Consider the following 19,464-nt stretch of genomic DNA (forward strand, 5'->3'; position numbering starts at 1 on the left):
ATGTCGACTGATCGAGCGCTTTCGCGAGCAGGCTCGCTCCCACAGGGTTATTCACAAGCCGTTAGAAATCCTTGCACAACCGCAGGGCGTCGTAGATGGCCGCGTGGGTATTACGCTGGGCCACGCAGTCACCGATGCGGAACAGCAGGTAGCCATCGCCGCTTTGCTCCAGGCACGGCTGGGGCTTGATCGCGAACAGGGCTTCAACGTCGATCTGGCCCTTGTTGCGCGAACCTTCCTTGAGCGCGTAGTAGATTTCTTCGTCCGGCCGCACGCCGTTTTCCACCACCACCTGGTCCACCACGCGCTCTTCCTTGGCACCGGTGTATTCGTTCTCCAGCACCGCCACCAGCTTGTCGCCTTCGCGGTAGACCTTCTCCAGCATCATGTCCCCGGTCATGATCACTTCCTTGGGGTACATGCTGCGGTAGTAGGTGGGGAACGACGTCCCGCCAATGGCCACGCCCGGCTTGATGTCGTCGGTGACGATCTCGACCTGGCTGCCCTTGTCGGCGAGGAAGTCGGCCACCGACATGCCGGTGAACTCGCAAATGGTGTCGTAGACCAGCACGTTCTTGCCCGGCGCGACCTTGCCGTCGAGCACGTCCCAACTGCTGACCACCAGCCCTTCGGCGGCACCCCAGTGTTCGTTCTGCTCCAGGAACGGATGCCCGCCGACGGCGAGTACTACCACATCCGGACGCAGGTCCATGATGGTCGCCGCGTCAGCCGCCACGCCCAGGCGCAGGTCGACTTTCAGCCGCGCCAGCTCCAATTGGAACCAGCGAGTGATACCGGCGATCTGGTCCCGTTGCGGGGCTTTCGAAGCGGTGGTGATCTGCCCGCCGATGAACTCCTTCTTCTCGAACAGGGTCACGTCGTGCCCACGTTCGGCGGCCACACGCGCCGCTTCCATCCCCGCTGGGCCGGCACCAACGACGACCACCTTGCGTTTCGGCCCGGTGGACTTCTCGATGATGTGCGGCACGCCCATGTATTCACGGGACGTCGCGGCGTTCTGGATGCACAGCACGTCCAGGCCTTGATACTGGCGGTCGATGCAGTAGTTGGCGCCGACGCACTGTTTGATCTGGTCGATCTGGCCCATCTTGATCTTGGCGATCAGGTGCGGGTCGGCGATGTGGGCGCGGGTCATGCCGACCATGTCGACGTAACCGCCCTCCAGGATCCGCGTGGCCTGGTTCGGGTCCTTGATGTTCTGCGCATGCAGCACCGGGACCTTGACCACTTCCTTGATACCGGCGGCCAGGTGCAGGAACGGCTCCGGTGGATAACTCATGTTCGGAATAACGTTGGCCAGGGTGTTGTGGGTGTCGCAACCCGAGCCCACCACGCCGATGAAGTCCAGCATGCCGGTGTCGTCGTAGTACTTGGCGATCTGCTTCATGTCCTCGTGGGACAAGCCGTCCGGGTGGAACTCGTCACCGCACAGGCGCATGCCCACGCAGAAGTCGTCACCCACTTCGGCGCGTACGGCTTTCAACACTTCCAGGCCGAACTTCATGCGGCCTTCGAAGCTGCCGCCCCATTCGTCGGTACGCTTGTTGACCCGCGGGCTCCAGAACTGGTCGATCATGTGCTGGTGCACGGCGGACAGCTCGACGCCGTCCAGGCCACCGGCCTTGGCACGACGTGCCGCCTGGGCGTAGTTACCGATCACCCGCCAGATTTCTTCCGGCTCGATGGTCTTGCAGGTGGCACGGTGCACCGGCTCGCGCACGCCGGACGGCGACATCAGGGTCGGCCAGTTGAAACCGTCCCAGCGCGAGCGACGACCCATGTGGGTAATCTGGATCATGATCTTGGCGCCATGCTTGTGCATGGCGTCGGCCAGGTTCTGGAAGTGCGGGATGATGCGATCGGTGGACAGGTTCACCGAGCTCCACCATTCCTGCGGGCTGTCGATGGCGACCACGGACGAGCCACCGCAGATCGCCAGGCCGATGCCGCCCTTGGCCTTCTCTTCGTAATACTTCACGTACCGGTCGGTGGTCATGCCGCCGTCGGTGGCGTAGACCTCGGCGTGGGCGGTGCTGAGCACGCGGTTGCGGATGGTCAGCTTGCCGATCTGGATCGGCTGGAACATTGCTTCAAAAGCCATGGTGCGATCCTCGACTTACAACGGCTTGACGATGAACAGGCCGTCGTCGTGGCCTTCTTCGGAACCGCCGTAGACCTGCTCGGCCACGGTGCGGATCGAACTGCCGCGAGCGGCCAGGATCTGGTCCATGGCGCCGGCGAACCAGCCGGTGAACATGTAGTCGACCTTGCGCCCGACCTTGCCGTACACATAGACGAACGCCGAGTGCTCGAGCTTGACGCTGCAGGTGCCCTTGTCGAGGTCAATGTCCTGGATCTTGAACAGGCCCCAGCCACGCTGGGACAGGCGCTTCATGTAGTGCTCGAACACCGCGACGCCTTCCAGGCCGTGGCATTCGGCTTCTTTTTCACACCAGTGCCAGGCGGATTTGTAGCCGGCCTTGTAGAGAATCTCGGCGTAGGCGTCGGCGCCCAGCACTTCTTCGATGCCCATGTGGTTGTTGACGAAAAAGTGCCGTGGCACGTACAGCATCGGCAGGGCGTCGGAGGTCCAGACACCGGTTTCGCTGTCGACTTCGATAGGCAGTTGCGGGGCGATCTTGGCCATGAAAACTTGACTCCGGAAATTCGTGGTATTGCCTGCGGTGCAGAGGGCCGCAGGTAGAGGATTGGCGGTGCAGCGGCGTTTATTCGCCCCAGACGTCTTTCAAGACGTTGACCCAGTTTTCACCCATGATCTTGCGCACTACCCGCTCAGGATGGCCGCGCTTGAGCAGCGTCTCGGTGAGGTTCGGGAACTCGCCCACGGTGCGGATGCCCAGGGGGTTGATGATCTTGCCGAAGCTGGTCAGACGACGGGCGTAGCCCTTGTCGTGGGTCAGCATCTCGAAGAACGCCTGGTCGTGGCCCTGGGTGAAGTCGGTGCCGATACCGATGGCGTCTTCACCGACGATGTTCATGGTGTATTCGATGGCTTCGGCGTAGTCGTCGATGGTCGAATCGATGCCCTTGGCCAGGAACGGCGCGAACATGGTCACGCCGACGAAACCGCCGTGGTCGGCAATGAACTTCAGTTCTTCATCGGACTTGTTGCGCGGGTGTTCCTTCAGGCCGGACGGCAGGCAGTGGGAGTAGCACACTGGCTTCTTCGATTCGAGGATGACCTCTTCGGAGGTCTTGGAACCGACGTGGGACAGGTCGCACATGATGCCGACCCGGTTCATCTCGGCGACGATTTCGCGACCGAAGCCCGACAGGCCGCCGTCACGCTCGTAGCAACCGGTGCCGACCAGATTCTGGGTGTTGTAGCACATCTGCACCACACCGACGCCGAGCTGCTTGAAGATCTCGACGTAGCCGAGCTGGTCTTCGAAGGCATGGGCGTTCTGGAAACCGAAGATGATGCCGGTCTTGCCCTGCTCCTTGGCGAGGCGGATGTCGGCGGTGGTTTTCACCGGGATCACCAGGTCGCTGTTCTCGCGGATCAGCTTCTGGCTGGCCGCGATGTTGTTGATGGTGGCCTGGAAACCTTCCCACACCGACACGGTGCAGTTGGCTGCGGTCAGGCCGCCCTTGCGCATGTCTTCGAACAGGTCGCGGTTCCACTTGGCAATGATCAGCCCGTCGATAACGATGCTGTCGGCGTGCAATTCGGCTGGGCTCATCAGGCAGTCCCCTTTTGTCAGCGATTCATGCGCCGAATCGTGTGCCGGCGCTTTGGGGCCAGCATATGCCTGAGGGCCGTCGCGACCCGGTGCAAAAACGACAGGGGAATTGCCGAAAGCGTCAATCCACGACAAAGGGCTATGACGAGCCCACCCTACCCGTCTGTTCTTTAGCCGACGCTTGCGCCAGAATCCGCCGCATCACTGGTTTTCACTGGACTCGAGCGGCAACGCAATGAAATCACTCTTCCTGGCTTTGGCACTGATTAGCACCGTCGCACACGCAACCGAAGACACCGAACAGAACCCCTGCGACGAAGTGGAAAACGACGTCCAGACCCTCGCCTGCTCGGCCTACGGCAAGACCTCCGCCGAACAGTTGCTCAATGAAAACCTGCAAAGCCTCTTTGAGCGCCTGCAAACCCGCTACGCCAGCGACAAGGCCCAGCTCAACGACATCACCACCAAGGTCAAGGCCGCCCAACAACTGTGGCTAAAACAGCGCGACGCCGACTGCGCCATCGCCGCCTTCCCGGCCAAGCCCGGCAGCGACGCCTACAAGATCGCCGAAAACGACTGCATGGCCCAGGTGAGCGATGATCGGTCGGAGTTTCTGGAGTCGATTGGGCAGGAGTGATGTTTCAGAAGCCGTTTAGCGCGGTAAGCTGCTTGCATTATCGGTAAAGGGATTCACATGAAAACGTGCGGCATCGAAATCAAAGGCAGCGAAGCGATCATCGCCGTTGCCTCGCTGGACCAACAAGCGTTGACCCACATCGCCCTGAACACCAAGAAAATCGCCCTGGACGACGATGACGAAGCCGCCAACGTCAAGGCGTTTGCTGCCCAGGTGCGGGCGTTTGTGACGGATAACGCTATCGAACGCATTGCCATCAAGAAGCGCAGCAAGAAAGGCGAGTTCGCCGGCGGGCCGACAACGTTCAAGATCGAAGGGGTTTTCCAGTTGCTGGACGGTTGCGAGGTGACGCTGCTGTCGCCGCAGACCATCAATGCGCAGAGCAAGAAACATGACTTCGCCTTGCCCGCGACGCTGAACAAATATCAGCATGAGGCGTACAAGGCGGCGTGTTCGGCGTTGGTGAAGAAGTAAGCCAATCTCTCAGACGAAACACCCCCGTGGCGAGGGAGCTTGCTCCCGCTGGGGCGCGAAGCGGCCCTGCTTTTAGGGCCTGCTACGCAGTCCAGCGGGAGCAAGCTCCCTCGCCACAGGTATGGCCGGTAAGTATCAGGTTCAGTGCTGCTTGCGATACCCCTTCAACCAATCGGCAAACGCTTTATCTTCCAAGGCGTAACCACCTCGATTGGACTTCCACACCAGTTCCTTGTCACGCAGCGCGTCGATGCAGGATTGGATGGTCTGGGTGCCAGGGACGACTTCGCTGCCCATACTCCTGAGCACCTTGCCCACCGCCTCCAGCGTTGAATCGGTGAAGGGCGCAAAGGGTTCGTTGTTTTGCGAGCGCTCGGCCATGACCTGCAGCACCGCGCGTTGCGGCACCGTCAAGGCGTTCCAGGCGCTCTCGAATTCGGTCCAGACACCGGCGCGCAGCATTTGCGCGCTGTTGCGCAGCAATTCGCCCAAGTGGCTCGCCTCGCCCAGCTCCAAGGCAATTTCGCCAATGATGCTGCGCAGCATTTCAGGGCGGCGCCCCACCAACTCGAAGGCCTGGTCCAGATCATCGGCATTGAACTGGTTGGTCTGGGCCAGGTGTGCGTTCAAATGGGCGGTGTAGGCCTGGGTGAAAGCTTTGCCCAACAAGGGGAACGGCGTGATGCTGGACCCGTAGAACGGTTGATTGCGGCTCAATACCAAGTGGGCGAGCTTGTCGCGATTGGAGCCGGTGAACACCAGCCGCAGGCCGCTGGTATCACCCTCACGGCCCTGGTTGAGCTGGTCACGGGCAGCCTTGAGGCCGAACATCGCGTTGACCCCGGCCTCGGTGGTCAAGGCATGCTGGGCTTCGTCGATCACCAGCACCACGGTTTTATCCGCGGCACGGTGCAACAGCTCCAGCGCCTGGGTCAGCGTCGCCCCTTCGGGCAGTTGCGGCTGGCTGAAATCCCAGGACAACGTGCGCAAGAAGCTGAGCTTGTCGATGCCCATGGCTTTGGCGAGCTTGCGGATGCCCTTTTCATAAGGCACCAGTGCCCCGGCAATGGCCGAGGCGATCAGGTCGGCAGGGTCCTTCTCCTTGTTGGCCCAAAGATCGACGTAGACCGCAAGCCAACCTCGCGTCTCGCATTCGGGAATCAAGTCTTCGCGCAGGAATGTACTTTTTCCGGTACGCCTTGGCGCGGCCAGGAACAGGCCTGAGGTGTAATCCTGGATCCCGGCGCCGGCCAGCCCATCGACAATATTGCGGGCCAGATCGGGGCGCCGGAAGACAAAACCGGGATGCTTGGACATGGTTTTATACTCAATTATGGCGACAGGTATAATTTATAGTCGCGAGTATAATTAAGTATAAAAGCCTGTCAAACCAGCTCCCGCCCGTCCCCCTGCCGCCGCCGATCCTCCCGCGGGCAGCGCTCGAACCGGGCCCGATAGCTGCGGGTGAAGTACGACGGTGACTCAAACCCGCAGGCGATGCTCACTTCCAGCACGCTCATGTCGGTCTGGCGCAGCAGTTGCCGGGCCTTTTCCAGGCGCAGGCGCAGGTAGAAGTTGCTCGGGGTGTCGTTCAGGTGCAGGCGGAACAGCCTTTCGAGCTGACGGCGGGTGACCTTGATCGACTCCGCCAGCGCCAGGGTGCTCAGGGGCGGCTCGCTGTGGGTTTCCATCTCCCCGATGACGTGCACCAGCTTCTTGTTGCGAATGCCATAGCGGTTGGCGATTTCCATGCGCTGATGGTCTTTGCGCGGGCGGATGCGGCCGAGTACGAACTGTTCGCTGACCTGGATCGCCAGTTCCGAACCGTGGGCCTGGCCGATCAGGTCCAGCATCAGGTCGATGGACGCGGTGCCACCGGCGCAAGTAATGCGGCGACGGTCGATTTCGAACAGTTCCTGGGTCACGCCCAGCTGTGGATAAGACTCCTTGAACGCTTCGATCGCTTCCCAGTGCAAGGTCACCCGGTGCCCGTCCAGCAACCCCGCCTCGGCGAGGACCACGCTGCCGGTGTCGATGCCGCCCAGGGTCACGCCTTCATTGTCCAACCGGTGCAGCCAGCGCTCCAGGACCGGGGTGGCGAACTTCAGCGGCTCGAACCCCGCCACCACCCAAAGGGTCGCGCCTTTCTTCAAGGGCTCCAGCGCGGCATCGGCGTTGACCGACATGCCATTGCTCGCCAGCACCGCCCCGCCATCGATGCTCAATACATGCCAGCGGTACAGCTCGCCACGAAAGCGATTGGCAACCCGCAAGGGCTCGATGGCCGAGATGAAACCGATGGCCGAGAAACCCGGCATCAACAAAAAGTAGAAATCCTGGGACATGGAGCGCACTCGGATGGCGGGCAGCGTGCGGACCTTGATACGCCAGTTGCAAGCGCCGTTCAAGACCCCAGGTCGCCGCAGTGCAAGAGCACGTCGCCGCAGTGCGTTTTGCACGACGCGGGGCTGCGTAACGTGACATCACCGGCGCACAGACACCGGGCCCCATAACAATAAGCTGCCGAGGAACCTGACAATGAAACGACTGATCAGCTCTTGCGTTCTTGCACTCAGCGCCACCCAGCTCCTGAGCACGGCCGCCATGGCCGCCGAACCCGCCGCCTGCCAGAACGTACGCCTGGGCGTGGTCAACTGGACCGACGTCATCGCCACCAGCGCCCTGACCCAAGCAATGCTCGACGGCCTCGGCTACACCACCAAGCAGACCAGCGCCTCCCAGCAAATCATCTTCGCCGGCATCCGCGACCAGCGCCTGGACCTTTTCCTGGGCTATTGGAACCCGTTGATGACCCAGACCATTACCCCATTCGTCGAAGCCAAGCAGGTCAAGGTGTTGGAGCAGCCCAGCCTCAAGGACGCCCGCGCCACCCTGGCCGTACCGACCTACCTGGCCGACAAGGGCCTGAAAACCTTCGCCGACATCGCCAAATTCGAAAAAGAGCTGGGCGGCAAGATCTACGGCATCGAGCCGGGCTCCGGCGCCAATACCCAGATCAAGGCGATGATCGCCAAGAACCAGTTCGGCCTGGGCAAATTCCAACTGGTGGAGTCCAGCGAAGCCGGCATGCTCGCCGCCGTGGACCGCGCCGTGCGGCGCAAGGAAGCCGTGGTGTTCTTCGGCTGGGCGCCGCACCCGATGAACGTCAACGTACAGATGACCTACCTCACCGGCAGCGAAGACGCCCTCGGCCCGAACGAAGGCATGGCCACCGTCTGGACCGTCACCGCGCCGAACTACGCCGAGCAATGCCCGAACGTCAGTCGCTTGCTGAGCAACCTGACCTTCACCGCCGAAGACGAGAGCCGGATGATGCAGCCGCTGCTCGATCACAAGGATCCGCTGGAATCGGCCCGGCAATGGCTCAAGGATCATCCGCAAGACAAGCAGCGCTGGCTCGAAGGCGTGACCACCTTCGATGGCAAGCCGGCCGCCGACAACCTGAAACTCACCAGTAACTGACCAACGCTCTCCACCTGCGCAGCACCAACGAGCTGCGCGGTGACTCACCACGCCTGAAGGAATCCGCACCATGAACCACGACGTCATCATCACCTGCGCACTCACCGGTGCTGGCGACACGACCGCCAAGAGCCCTCACGTGCCGGTCACCCCGAAACAGATCGCCGCCGCTGCCGTCGAAGCCGCCAAGGCCGGTGCCACCGTGGTCCACTGCCACGTCCGCGACCCGCAGACCGGCAAATTCAGCCGCGACGTGGCGCTGTACCGCGAAGTGATGGAGCGTATCCGTGAGGCCGACGTGGACATCATCGTCAACCTCACCGCCGGCATGGGTGGCGACCTGGAGATCGGTGCGGGCGAACGGCCGATGGAGTTCGGTCCCAACACCGACCTGGTGGGCCCGCTGACCCGCCTGGCTCATGTCGAAGAGCTGTTGCCGGAAATCTGCACGCTGGATTGCGGCACCCTGAACTTCGGCGACGGCGACACCATTTACGTCTCCACTCCGGCGCAACTGCGGGCCGGCGCCAAGCGCATCACTGAACTGGGGGTCAAGGCCGAGCTGGAGATCTTCGACACCGGTCACCTGTGGTTCGCCAAGCAACTGATCAAGGAAGGCCTGCTGGACAACCCGTTGTTCCAGCTCTGCCTGGGCATCCCATGGGGGGCGCCGGCCGACACCACCACCATGAAAGCCATGGTCGACAACCTGCCGGCCGACGCGGTGTGGGCCGGCTTCGGCATCGGCCGCATGCAGATGCCGATGGCAGCCCAGGCAGTGCTGCTGGGGGGCAACGTGCGGGTCGGGCTGGAAGACAACTTGTGGCTGGACAAAGGCGTACTCGCTACCAACGGTCAGTTGGTGGAGCGGGCCGGCGAAATCCTCAGCCGCCTCGGCGCTCGCGTGCTCACCCCGGCTGAAGGTCGCAAGAAAATGGGGCTGACCCAGCGCGGCTGACCCGAGCTTATGCACAGCCCTGTGGGAGCGAGCTTGCTCGCGATAGCGGTGCGCCAGCTATAGATGTGCCGACTGATATTCAGCCATCGCGAGCAAGCTCGCTCCCACAGGTGGCACTCAACAACTTCAGGAAATCACCATGCGCTTTATCACTGACATCAAGACCTTCGCCGCCCTGGGCAGCGGTGTGATCGGCAGCGGCTGGGTCAGCCGAGCCTTGGCCCACGGCCTCGACGTCGTCGCCTGGGACCCGGCGCCGGGTGCCGAGGCGGCGTTACGCAAACGCGTCGCCAGCGCCTGGGGCGCGCTGGAGAAACAAGGCCTGGCACCCGGGGCTTCCCAGGACCGGCTGCGCTTTGTCGCCACCGTCGAAGAATGCGTGCGCGACGCCGACTTCATCCAGGAAAGCGCCCCCGAACGGCTGGAGCTCAAGCTCGAACTGCACGCGCGGATCAGCGCCGCCGCCAAGCCAGACGCACTGATCGGATCGAGCACCTCGGGGCTGCTGCCGAGCGAGTTCTATGAAAGCGCCACCCACCCGGAACGCTGCGTGGTCGGGCACCCGTTCAACCCGGTCTACCTGTTGCCGCTGGTGGAAGTGGTGGGCGGAAAAAACACCGCCCCCGAAGCCGTGCAGGCGGCGATGCAGGTGTATGAAGCCCTCGGCATGCGCCCACTGCATGTACGCAAGGAAGTGCCCGGTTTCATCGCCGACCGTCTGCTCGAGGCGCTTTGGCGCGAAGCCCTGCACCTGGTCAACGACGGTGTCGCCACCACCGGGGAAATCGACGATGCCATCCGTTTTGGCGCCGGCCTGCGCTGGTCATTCATGGGCACGTTCCTGACCTATACCCTGGCCGGCGGCGATGCGGGCATGCGGCACTTCATGACCCAGTTCGGCCCGGCGCTGCAACTGCCATGGACCTACCTGCCAGCGCCGGAGCTGACCGACAAGCTGATCGACGACGTGGTGGATGGCACGAGCGAGCAATTGGGCAGCCACAGCATTTCGGCCCTGGAGCGCTATCGTGATGATTGCCTGCTGGCAGTGCTGGAGGCGGTGAAGGCCACCAAAGCGAAGCATGGGATGGCGTTTACTGACTGACCCCTGGTTTGGAGCCAGCCTGACTGGCCCTTCACGAGCAGGCTCGCCACCCTGGATGAGTGGGAGCGAGCCTGCCCGCGAAAACATCCGCCCCGTCACCCCACCTGTCGGAACCTGAATCATGCCCACCCTCACCACCTACCAAACCCACATCCGCCCCGAATGGGTCGACTACAACGGCCACCTGCGCGACGCCTACTACCTGCTGATTTTCAGCTACGCGACCGACGCACTGATGGACACGCTCGGCATGGACAGCCTAAACCGCGACGCCAGCGGCCATTCGCTGTTTACCCTCGAACTGCACCTCAACTACCTGCACGAAGTGAAGGTCGACGCCGATGTGGAGGTGCGTACGCAAATCATCGGCCATGACGCCAAGCGCCTGCATGTCTACCACAGCCTGCACTTGGCCGGCGGTGAAAAGGCGCTGGCGGGCAACGAGCAGATGCTGATGCATGTCGACCTGGCCGGCCCACGCTCGGCGCCTTTCCCGGAACGAACCCTGGGCAAACTCCGGGCGTTGCTCGATGAACAATCCGACCTGCCGCCGCCGGACTACATCGGCCGGGTCATCGCCCTGCCGCCCGCCCGATAGACCTCGAACAGGAGCCGCCATGAAAACCGCTGCCGCTTTTGCCGACTTCCGCCACTACCCTCGGGTCTGCGCGCTGGACACCGTGAAACCTTTGGCCGATCAGGTATTGGTCACCTGGGCCGACGGCCGGGTCAGTCCGTTCCATCATCAGTGGCTGCGGGACAATTGCCCGTGCCCCCAGTGCGTCTACAGCGTCACCCGCGAGCAGGTGCTGGAGATTATCGACGCCCCTGAAGACCTGGCCCCTGACACGACCTGGCTCGACGACGACGGGTGCCTGTGCATGGGCTGGCAGGACGGTCACCAGAGCCGTTTCGATCCCGGCTGGTTGCGCGCCCACGCCTACGATGAGCCGTCCAGGGCCGAACGCCTGGCGAGCAAGCCCCGGCACCAGCTGTGGCAACACGATCTGCACTTGCCGGTGTTCGAATACCCGGCATTGATGGAAGACGCCGACGCGTTGCTGCAATGGCTGCTGGCCGTACGGGACATCGGCCTGACCCAGGTGCGCGGCGTGCCCACCGAACCCGGCTCGCTGAAACACATCGCCCAACGCATTTCCTTCATCCGCGAAAGCAATTTCGGCGTACTGTTCAACGTGCAGTCCAAGGCCGATGCCGATAGCAACGCCTACACCGCTTTCAACCTGCCGTTGCACACCGACCTGCCGACCCGGGAGTTGCAACCGGGGCTGCAGTTCTTGCATTGCCTGGTCAATGACGCCGACGGTGGCGAGAGCATTTTTGTCGACGGCTTTGCCATTGCCGAAACCCTGCGCCAGGAAGACCCCGAGGCCTTCGACGCGCTGTGCCGGATCCCGGTGGAATTCCGCAACAAGGACCGCCACAGCGACTATCGCTGCCTGGCGCCCATCATCGCCCTGGACGGCCTCGGACAGGTCTCGGAAATCCGCATGGCGAACTTCCTGCGCGGACCGTTCGACACGTCGGTCGAGCAGATGCCCAGGCTTTACCGCGCCTACCGCCGCTTCATCGCCCTGACCCGGGAACCGCAATTTCGCCTGATGCAGCGCCTGGAGCCCGGCCAGCTCTGGTGCTTCGACAACCGCCGCACCCTTCACGCCCGCAACGCCTTCGACCCGGCCTCCGGAGCCCGGCACTTCCAAGGGTGCTATGTGGACCGGGATGAGTTGTTGTCGCGCATCCTGGTGCTGCAGCGTTAGACCGCGTCATCGTTCATCGCGAGCAAGCTCGCTCCCACATGAGTGTTTGTGAACGACACAGCTCCCCTGTGGGAGCGAGCTTGCTCGCGATGACAATCCACCAGACACCCAAGCTTTCCCTGATTCACAGGCAAAAAAATCCCCGATCAAGCCGTGACAGGATCGGGGCAGGTTGCGTTACTGGAGGAGCTGTCGCGCGAGGGTGACCAAACCATCGTGATTCAGCTTGGGGCCAGTGTGCCCAGTCCAGGCCAGGGCAAGTTAACCGAAAACGACGCCTCCATAGTCATTCATGACATTGCGACCATTTGCCCTTGCCGCCGCTTCGGGTGGCTACCAGAATCGAGACACGACCCCAATCCCTGAACAAGGAAAAGCGTCATGATGCACGCCGATTTGATCGACCAGGAAGACCTGCTGGGCCACCTCAAGGCCCTGGGACTGCAAATACCCAGCGGCTCCACTGCCGAGCAGGCATGCGAGTGTGCCGTGCGGGGGCTGGACAGGGCTCGCGCCAATGAATTGCGGCGGATGGTCAAGGACATGTACACCAGCAGCGCCACCATCCTGCCGGCCGTGCGCCAGGCGATCGATAAGCAGCTGTTGCCGGCGCTGACGGAATATCAGCAGAACAACCAGGCCTGACTGGGAGCGATCGCAAGCAAGCTTTGCTCCCACAGGGCATCTGCATGCCTGTGGGAGCGAGCTTGCTCGCGATGAAGGCGCTGCGGTCCTAGAGCCTCACACTGGCAAACGTCGACTCATTACGCGCCTGGCTCAGCGCCGACAGTGGCCCGGACAATGGCGACAGCACCAACGCCTGCGGCAGCGGCATCATCGCCACCTGTTGCGTGGTGTTGGAACCGACGCGCTCATCCCGTGGCGGAATGCCGAAGTATTCGCGGTAGCACTTGGAGAAGTGCGGGGTGGAGACGAAGCCGCACACCGAGGCCACTTCGATGATCGACATCGGCGTCTGCTTGAGCAGTTGCCGTGCACGGATCAACCGCAGCTTGAGGTAATAGCGCGACGGCGAGCAGTGCAGGTACTTCTGGAACAAGCGCTCCAGCTGACGCCGGGACACGGCAACGTACACCGCCAGTTCGTCCAGGTCGATCGGCTCTTCGAGGTTGGCCTCCATCAGCGCAACGATTTCCTGCAACTTCGGCTGGTTGGTGCCAAGCATGTGCTTGAGCGGCACACGCTGGTGATCCTGCTCGTTGCGGATACGCTCGTAGACAAACATTTCAGAGATCGCCGCCGACAGCTCACGACCGTGATCGCGACTGATCAGGTGCAGCATCATGTCCAGCGGCGCAGTGCCACCGGAGCTGGTGAAACGGTTGCGGTCGAGGGTGAACAGACGGGTGCTCATCGATACCCGCGGGAAAGCTTCCTGCATCGCCGCCAGGCATTCCCAGTGCACGCTGCAATCGAAACCGTCCAGCAGGCCGGCGCAAGCCAGGGCCCAGCTGCCGGTGCAGACCGCGCCGAGACGGCGGGATTGGCGGGCCTGGCTCTGCAGCCACGACACGTGTTCACGGGTCACGGTGCGCTGGATGCCGATACCACCACAGACGATGACGGTGTCCAGGGCCGGCGCTTTGTGCATGGAGGCGTCGGGGGTGATCTGCAAACCGTCGCTGGCCCATACCTGGCCGCCATCGACCGTAAGGGTGGTCCAGCGATACAGCTCGCGACCGGAGAGTTGGTTGGCCATGCGTAGCGGTTCCACCGCGGACGCCAGGGAAATCAGCGTGAAATTGTCCAGCAGCAAAAAGCCGATGGATTGAGGCGCACGGTTCTGGGGTTGGGCCCCGGAGTTGGACGTCGTCATCGCGGTATCTCCTCACACAAAGCGGGTGATGGCCTCAGGCGGAGGCTCTTGTTATTGCCATCGTTCTCTCGTCGAGACGGGCCTTTATCGGGATAGAGCAATTGCCATGCCTAAAATTGAATGTGCGTTCAATAAATCCTGAAAACGACATCACGACCTGTCTATATATGGGGCGCAACGAGCACAGGTTTCAGGCGCCATCAATGGCGGCAGGCATGGGTCACAGAAGCTTGTGAGCAGTTCGGTAGCACTTGTGGGAACTGGGCTGCGCGGCTTGTGCAAGGAGTAGCACCATGGGTGCAGACGACGGACGGTCGAGCGCGTTTCAACGGCGGGTTCGATAAAAGGTGTCTTGTCTGTTTGCGACGCGCTAAAAGGTGGCGTTTTTGCGAATGGGTGTTCATTTTACGAGCAACTTGAGGACCTTGTGGCGAGGGGATTTATCCCCGCTGGGCTGCGAAGCAGCCCTAAACTCAAACGCCTTGGTGTATCAGAAAAACCGTAGGGGGCCGCTCCGCGACCCCGCGGGGATAAATCCCCTCGCCACAGGAGTGTGGAACGTTGGATCAGCACTCCACCGCACTGACCGCCAGGCCACCGCGTGAGGTCTCTTTGTATTTGTCATGCATGTCGGCACCGGTATCACGCATGGTGCGGATCACCCGGTCCAGGGAGATGAAATGCTGGCCATCCCCGCGCAGGGCCATTTGTGCGGCGTTGATGGCCTTGACCGCGGCGATCGCGTTGCGCTCGATGCACGGCACCTGCACCAGGCCGCCCACCGGGTCGCAGGTCAGGCCGAGGTTGTGTTCCAGGCCGATTTCCGCCGCGTTGCACAGTTGCTCCGGCGTGGCCCCGAGGATTTCCGCCAGGCCCGCCGCCGCCATGGCACAGGCCGATCCCACCTCGCCCTGGCAACCGACTTCAGCGCCGGAGATCGATGCGTTCTTTTTGCACAGGATCCCGACGGCCGCCGCACCGAGGAAGTAATCCACGACGTTGGCGTCGGTGACCGCCTCGCTGAACTTCATGAAGTAGTGCAGCACCGCCGGAATGATGCCCGCCGCACCATTGGTCGGTGCCGTGACCATGCGCCCACCGGCGGCGTTCTCCTCATTGACCGCCAGGGCGAACAGGTTGACCCACTCCATAGCGCTGAGTGTCGAGCCGATGACGTTGGGCTTGTTCAGCTCTTGCAGGCTGCGATGCAACTTGGCCGCCCGCCGACGCACATTCAAACCGCCCGGCAGGATGCCTTCGTGCTTGAGGCCCTGCTCGACGCAATCCTGCATGGCCCGCCATAGCGTCATCAGACCGCTGCGAATCTCTTCCTCGGAACGCCAGACCCTTTCGTTCGCCATCATCAACTCGGCCACCCGTAGATCATGGGTGCGACACAGCTGGAGCAACTCTTCGGCGCTGGAAAAATCGTAAGGCAGCTCGGTGCGATCCAGGTCCACCACGCCGCTGGAAGCCTGGGCCTGATCGACGACAAACCCACCGCCGACCGAATAATAAGTGTCACGGTGCAGTTCGCCGTCGGCGCCCTCGGCCACCAGCGTCATCGCATTGGGGTGGAACGGCAGGTTCTCGTCGATCAGGCGCATGTCCCGGGACCATACGAACGGCACCGCCAGGCGACCGTCGAGCAGCAGGGTCTGGGTTTCACGCAGCCGCTCAATGCGCGGGCCGATCTGCGACGGGTCGATTGCGTCCGGCCACTCCCCCATCAAGCCCATGATCACGGCGTTGTCGCTGCCATGACCGATGCCGGTGGCCGACAACGAACCGAACAACTGCACCTCGACCCGGCGTACCTCGTTGAGCAGGCCCCTGGCCTTCAGCGCTTCAATGAACAGCGCCGCAGCACGCATGGGCCCCACAGTATGGGAACTGGACGGGCCGATACCGATTTTGAACAAGTCGAAAACGCTGATTGCCATTGCCGATAACCTCCAGAACAGGCACATCCGGGCGCGAGAGCGTCCGGTGACGGAGCTGCTACGCTCAACGCCGGGATGGCCGCATCATCCGGTTTTTGCCTTAGCGTCCGACGTCTGACACCGACGCAATCATGCCCACCCGCGCCGCGGGCTCCAGACCCCGGATTTGCGGCGTTTTTCTGCGTGTCAGAGGCCCTTCAGGGGTGGAAAAAACCTGAAAACGACGTCACCGACACTGGATGCGACCCTCCCTGTACTGGATACGACCCACCCTGTAGGCGTCAGATTTGCACTGGTACATGATCAGTTACGGCTCGTTTGCAAGGCCGCGTGTCAGAGAGTGCCCACGCGCCACCAACCGCAACATCCAATAAGCGCGACTGTCCTGACGGGGCACCGCCGATAAAACACCAGGAGTCCACCCATGAAAGGTTCCAAGCCGTTGTTGTTGGCCGCCATGCTGAGTCTTCCGATGCTGGCCAACGCTGCAGAACCCGAAAAGTGCAGCACCGTCAACTTCTCCGATGTCGGTTGGACCGACATTACCGTGACCACGGCGACCACCAGCGTGGTGCTTGACGCACTGGGCTACAAGACCAAGACCACCATGATTTCGGTGCCGGTGACCTACAAGTCCCTGGCCGATGGCAAGAACATGGATGTGTTCCTCGGCAATTGGATGCCGACCATGGAAAACGACATCAAGGCCTACCGCGAAGCCGGCACCGTGGAAACCGTGCGCACCAACCTCGTGGGCGCCAAATACACCCTCGCCGTGCCCCAGGCCCTGTATGACAAAGGCCTGCACGACTTCGCCGACATCCCCAAATTCAAGAAAGAGCTGGACGGCAAGATCTACGGCATCGAACCGGGCAACGACGGCAACCGCCTGATCCAGAGCATGATCGAAAAGAACGCCTTCGGCCTGAAGGACGCCGGCTTCAAAGTCGTCGAGTCCAGTGAAGCCGGCATGCTCTCGCAGGTCGACCGCGCCGCCAAGCGTGGCACCGACGTGGTGTTCCTCGGCTGGGCACCACACCCGATGAACACCCGCTTCAAGATCCAGTACCTGACCGGCGGCGACGACTTCTTCGGCCCCGACTTCGGTGCCGCGACCGTGGCGACCAACACCCGCAAGGGCTACAGCCAGGAATGCAGCAACGTTGGGCAACTGTTGAAAAACCTGGAGTTCACCGTCGACATGGAAAGCACGCTGATGGGCAACGTGCTCGACGACAAGATGAAACCTGAGGCCGCCGCCAAGGCTTGGCTGAAGAAAAACCCACAGGTACTCGATACCTGGCTCGCTGGCGTGACCACCATTGACGGTAAACCTGGCCTGGACGCCGTGAAAGCCAAGCTCGCGCAATAACTGCTTATGTTATGCCGGGCGGGTTCGCTCGCCCGGGCTGTTTATTCCCTTGCATGCGGACGTTCACTACCATGCTTATTGATCAGAAAATACCCTTGGGCCAGTACATCGCGGGCTTTGTCGAATGGTTGACGCAACACGGCGCCAACACGTTCGACGCAATCGCGCTGTTCCTGGAAACGATGATTCACGGCGTGACGTTTGCGCTGACCTGGTTCAATCCCCTGGCCTTGATCGGCCTCATTGCGCTGTTGGCGCACTTCATCCAGCGCAAATGGGGCCTGACCGTATTCGTCATCGCGTCCTTCCTGCTGATTCTCAACCTGGGTTACTGGCAAGAGACCATGGAAACCCTCGCCCAGGTGCTGTTCGCGACCCTGGTTTGCGTTCTGATCGGTGTGCCGCTGGGCATCGTTGCCGCGCACAAGCCGATGTTCTACACCCTGATGCGTCCGGTACTCGATCTGATGCAGACCGTACCGACCTTCGTCTACCTCATTCCTACCCTGACCCTTTTCGGTCTGGGTGTAGTCCCGGGACTGATCTCCACAGTGGTGTTCGCGATCGCCGCGCCCATCCGCTTGACCTACCTGGGCATCCGCGACGTACCGGACGAACTGATGGACGCCGGCAAGGCCTTCGGCTGCTCCCGTCGCCAGCTTCTGTCGCGCATTGAACTGCCCCATGCGATGCCAAGCATCGCGGCCGGTATCACCCAGTGCATCATGCTGTCGCTGTCGATGGTGGTGATCGCCGCGCTGGTGGGTGCCGATGGCCTGGGCAAACCCGTGGTCAACGCACTGAACACCGCTGATATCGCCCTGGGCTTCGAAGCCGGCCTGGCGATCGTATTGCTGGCGATCATGCTCGACCGAATCTGCAAACAACCCGACGCCAAAGTAGGGGGTGACGCATGAGCATCATTCGTTTCGAAGACGTCGATGTCATTTTCTCCAGCCGTCCCAAGGCCGCGCTGGAGCTCTTGGACAAGGGCTTTTCGCGCCCCGAGATCCTGCAGCAGACCGGCCTGATCGTCGGTGTGGAAAAAGCCAGCCTGTCCATCGAGAAGGGCGAAATCTGTGTCCTGATGGGCCTCTCCGGCTCAGGCAAATCCAGCCTGCTGCGCTGCATCAACGGCTTGAACACCGTCAGTCGCGGCAAGTTGTTCGTCGAGCACGAAGGGCGGCAGATCGACATCGCCTCCTGCTCCCCTGCCGAACTGAAGATGATGCGCACCAAGCGCATCGCCATGGTGTTCCAGAAGTTCGCCCTGATGCCCTGGCTGACGGTGCGCGAGAACATCAGCTTCGGCCTGGAAATGCAGGGCCGCCCCGAGAAGGAACGGCGCAAGCTGGTGGATGAGAAGCTGGAGCTGGTGGGCCTGACCCAGTGGCGCAACAAGAAGCCCGACGAATTGTCCGGCGGCATGCAGCAACGGGTCGGCCTGGCCCGCGCCCTGGCGATGGACGCCGACATCCTGCTGATGGACGAACCGTTCTCGGCCCTCGACCCACTGATCCGCCAGGGTTTGCAGGACGAACTGCTGGAACTGCAACGCAAACTGCAAAAGACCATCGTGTTCGTCAGTCATGACCTGGACGAAGCCCTGAAACTGGGCAGCCGGATCGCGATCATGAAGGACGGCAAGATCATCCAGTACAGCAAGCCGGAAGAAATCGTGCTGAACCCGGCGGACGACTATGTGCGCACCTTCGTGGCCCACACCAACCCGCTCAACGTCCTGTGCGGTCGCAGCCTGATGCGCACCCTGGACAACTGCAAGCGTATCAACGGTTCGGTGTGCCTGGACCCGGGCGGCGACTCCTGGCTCGACCTGGCCGAAGGCAACACCATCAAGGGCGCCCGGCAGAACGGCGCGGCCCTGGACCTGCAAAACTGGGTACCGGGCCAATCTGTCGAAGAACTGGGCCGCCGTCCGACCCTGGTGGACTCCAACATCGGCATGCGCGACGCGTTGCAGATCCGCTACCAGACCGGCAACAAACTGGTGCTCCACGATAACCAGCAAGTCGTCGGGATTCTGGGCGACAGCGAGCTGTACCACGCACTGCTGGGCAAGAACCTGGGCTAAGCCTGCACACGAAAACGCCGCGAGATGATCGCGGCGTTTTTGTTTGTACATTGCTGA

Annotated in this window: 18 protein-coding genes; 11 read left to right on the plus strand and 7 right to left on the minus strand. The window is 62.0% G+C overall.

Features of this window, described 5'->3' with window-relative positions:
- Nucleotides 1-61: 61 nt before the first annotated feature.
- The 3 genes from dgcA to ACMTA2_RS30290 all read right to left on the minus strand — a co-directional run bounded on the left by dgcA (nucleotide 62) and on the right by ACMTA2_RS30290 (nucleotide 3,725).
- Entirely contained in the window at nucleotides 62-2,122 is a 2,061-nt protein-coding gene (dgcA, locus tag ACMTA2_RS30280; RefSeq protein ID WP_060740286.1) for a dimethylglycine demethylation protein DgcA, read from the minus strand.
- Nucleotides 2,123-2,137: 15 nt separating this feature from the next.
- The gene (locus tag ACMTA2_RS30285) at nucleotides 2,138-2,668 is read right to left on the minus strand and encodes a DUF5943 domain-containing protein (protein WP_024776567.1); all 531 of its coding nucleotides are present in this window, start codon (nucleotides 2,666-2,668) and stop codon (nucleotides 2,138-2,140) included.
- 79 nt (nucleotides 2,669-2,747) lie between these two features.
- A complete protein-coding gene (locus tag ACMTA2_RS30290) occupies nucleotides 2,748-3,725 on the minus strand; it encodes a dipeptidase (protein ID WP_413793001.1) in 978 nt (325 codons plus the stop codon).
- A 235-nt stretch (nucleotides 3,726-3,960) separates the two neighbouring features.
- On the opposite strand from ACMTA2_RS30290, the gene ACMTA2_RS30295 reads away from it, so the two are divergent.
- Both ACMTA2_RS30295 and ACMTA2_RS30300 read left to right on the plus strand, forming a co-directional pair.
- Nucleotides 3,961-4,362, plus strand: coding sequence for a lysozyme inhibitor LprI family protein (locus ACMTA2_RS30295; RefSeq protein WP_413793002.1), 402 nt, complete (start codon nucleotides 3,961-3,963; stop codon nucleotides 4,360-4,362).
- Nucleotides 4,363-4,419: 57 nt separating this feature from the next.
- Nucleotides 4,420-4,836 carry a DUF3010 family protein gene (locus ACMTA2_RS30300; protein WP_413793003.1) on the plus strand — a complete coding sequence of 139 codons (417 nt, stop codon included), beginning with the start codon at nucleotides 4,420-4,422 and terminating at the stop codon, nucleotides 4,834-4,836.
- 141 nt (nucleotides 4,837-4,977) lie between these two features.
- Here the strand turns inward: ACMTA2_RS30300 and ACMTA2_RS30305 are convergent, their stop codons facing one another.
- On the minus strand, nucleotides 4,978-6,153 hold the full coding sequence (locus tag ACMTA2_RS30305) for an ATP-binding protein (RefSeq protein WP_413793004.1): 1,176 nt from the start codon (nucleotides 6,151-6,153) through the stop codon (nucleotides 4,978-4,980).
- A 68-nt stretch (nucleotides 6,154-6,221) separates the two neighbouring features.
- A complete protein-coding gene (locus ACMTA2_RS30310) occupies nucleotides 6,222-7,181 on the minus strand; it encodes a GlxA family transcriptional regulator (protein WP_413793005.1) in 960 nt (319 codons plus the stop codon).
- Nucleotides 7,182-7,374: 193 nt separating this feature from the next.
- Between ACMTA2_RS30310 and choX the strand changes: the two genes are divergently transcribed.
- From choX to ACMTA2_RS30340, 6 genes are all read left to right on the plus strand, one after another.
- A complete protein-coding gene (choX, locus tag ACMTA2_RS30315; protein WP_413793006.1) occupies nucleotides 7,375-8,319 on the plus strand; it encodes a choline ABC transporter substrate-binding protein in 945 nt (314 codons plus the stop codon).
- 70 nt (nucleotides 8,320-8,389) lie between these two features.
- Complete coding sequence (gene cdhC / locus ACMTA2_RS30320; RefSeq protein WP_014340599.1) at nucleotides 8,390-9,277, plus strand: 3-dehydrocarnitine:acetyl-CoA trimethylamine transferase CdhC; 888 nt, start codon at nucleotides 8,390-8,392, stop codon at nucleotides 9,275-9,277.
- A gap of 139 nt (nucleotides 9,278-9,416) precedes the next feature.
- Nucleotides 9,417-10,382, plus strand: a complete 966-nt coding sequence (locus tag ACMTA2_RS30325) for an L-carnitine dehydrogenase (protein ID WP_413793007.1) — start codon at nucleotides 9,417-9,419, stop codon at nucleotides 10,380-10,382.
- Nucleotides 10,383-10,503: 121 nt separating this feature from the next.
- Entirely contained in the window at nucleotides 10,504-10,980 is a 477-nt protein-coding gene (locus ACMTA2_RS30330) for a thioesterase family protein (protein WP_413793008.1), read from the plus strand.
- 19 nt (nucleotides 10,981-10,999) lie between these two features.
- Nucleotides 11,000-12,163, plus strand: coding sequence for a gamma-butyrobetaine dioxygenase (locus ACMTA2_RS30335; protein WP_413793009.1), 1,164 nt, complete (start codon nucleotides 11,000-11,002; stop codon nucleotides 12,161-12,163).
- 381 nt (nucleotides 12,164-12,544) lie between these two features.
- Nucleotides 12,545-12,808 carry a hypothetical protein gene (locus ACMTA2_RS30340; protein ID WP_413793010.1) on the plus strand — a complete coding sequence of 88 codons (264 nt, stop codon included), beginning with the start codon at nucleotides 12,545-12,547 and terminating at the stop codon, nucleotides 12,806-12,808.
- Between the two features lie 88 nt (nucleotides 12,809-12,896).
- Here the strand turns inward: ACMTA2_RS30340 and gbdR are convergent, their stop codons facing one another.
- Entirely contained in the window at nucleotides 12,897-14,000 is a 1,104-nt protein-coding gene (gene gbdR, locus ACMTA2_RS30345; protein WP_003177576.1) for a choline metabolism transcriptional regulator GbdR, read from the minus strand.
- A 566-nt stretch (nucleotides 14,001-14,566) separates the two neighbouring features.
- Nucleotides 14,567-15,943 carry an L-serine ammonia-lyase gene (locus tag ACMTA2_RS30350; protein WP_413793011.1) on the minus strand — a complete coding sequence of 459 codons (1,377 nt, stop codon included), beginning with the start codon at nucleotides 15,941-15,943 and terminating at the stop codon, nucleotides 14,567-14,569.
- 424 nt (nucleotides 15,944-16,367) lie between these two features.
- Between ACMTA2_RS30350 and ACMTA2_RS30355 the strand changes: the two genes are divergently transcribed.
- The 3 genes from ACMTA2_RS30355 to choV all read left to right on the plus strand — a co-directional run bounded on the left by ACMTA2_RS30355 (nucleotide 16,368) and on the right by choV (nucleotide 19,407).
- Nucleotides 16,368-17,315: a choline ABC transporter substrate-binding protein gene (locus ACMTA2_RS30355; protein WP_413793012.1), complete on the plus strand. Its 948-nt coding sequence runs from the start codon at nucleotides 16,368-16,370 to the stop codon at nucleotides 17,313-17,315.
- Nucleotides 17,316-17,386: 71 nt separating this feature from the next.
- The gene (gene choW, locus ACMTA2_RS30360) at nucleotides 17,387-18,232 is read left to right on the plus strand and encodes a choline ABC transporter permease subunit (protein ID WP_092333375.1); all 846 of its coding nucleotides are present in this window, start codon (nucleotides 17,387-17,389) and stop codon (nucleotides 18,230-18,232) included.
- Nucleotides 18,229-19,407, plus strand: a complete 1,179-nt coding sequence (gene choV / locus ACMTA2_RS30365; protein ID WP_413793013.1) for a choline ABC transporter ATP-binding protein — start codon at nucleotides 18,229-18,231, stop codon at nucleotides 19,405-19,407. Before choW ends, choV begins: the two co-directional genes overlap by 4 nt.
- The last annotated feature ends 57 nt before the right edge of the window (nucleotides 19,408-19,464 follow it).

The organism is Pseudomonas medicaginis, assembly GCF_965119365.1.
In the GTDB taxonomy this organism is placed as follows: domain Bacteria; phylum Pseudomonadota; class Gammaproteobacteria; order Pseudomonadales; family Pseudomonadaceae; genus Aquipseudomonas.